Annotated in this window: 2 rRNA genes; both read left to right on the forward strand. The window is 52.8% G+C overall.

Annotation, left to right across the window (positions count from 1 at the left end):
* A 23S ribosomal RNA gene (locus AC3A3Q_RS18690) occupies positions 1-104 on the forward strand; the annotation flags it as partial.
* A 178-nt stretch (positions 105-282) separates the two neighbouring features.
* A 5S ribosomal RNA gene (rrf, locus tag AC3A3Q_RS18695) occupies positions 283-397 on the forward strand.
* Positions 398-447 lie beyond the last annotated feature (50 nt).

Consider the following 447-nt stretch of genomic DNA (forward strand, 5'->3'; position numbering starts at 1 on the left):
GTCCCCTAAAGGAACCATCAAGACCAGGTGGTTGATAGGCAGGGTGTGTAAGTGCAGCAATGCATTGAGCTAACCTGTACTAATGATCCGTGTGGCTTGACCATATAACCTCAAGTTGCTTTGGCTTCCGATACGTCGGGACCATTCGCCAAAAACTTGCTACAATTCCCAACCCATTCGCCGACACGGAATACATCCCGTGAAAGCAGCCAAACGAGAGCGTGTGCGCGACTCAATACACCGAAACATGGTTTATTGAAGCTTGCGACCCTCCACCCTCTCCCTGGTGATAATAGCTGTGTGGTCCCACCCGATCCCATTCCGAACTCGGAAGTGAAACGCACATGCGCCGATGGTAGTGTGGCTTAAGCCATGCAAGAGTAGGTCATCGCCAGGGGCTTTACCCCGAAACCCCCAGCCAACAGGCTGGGGGTTTCTTTTTGCGCG

This window comes from Lysobacter sp. Soil_C_59 (assembly GCF_057656415.1).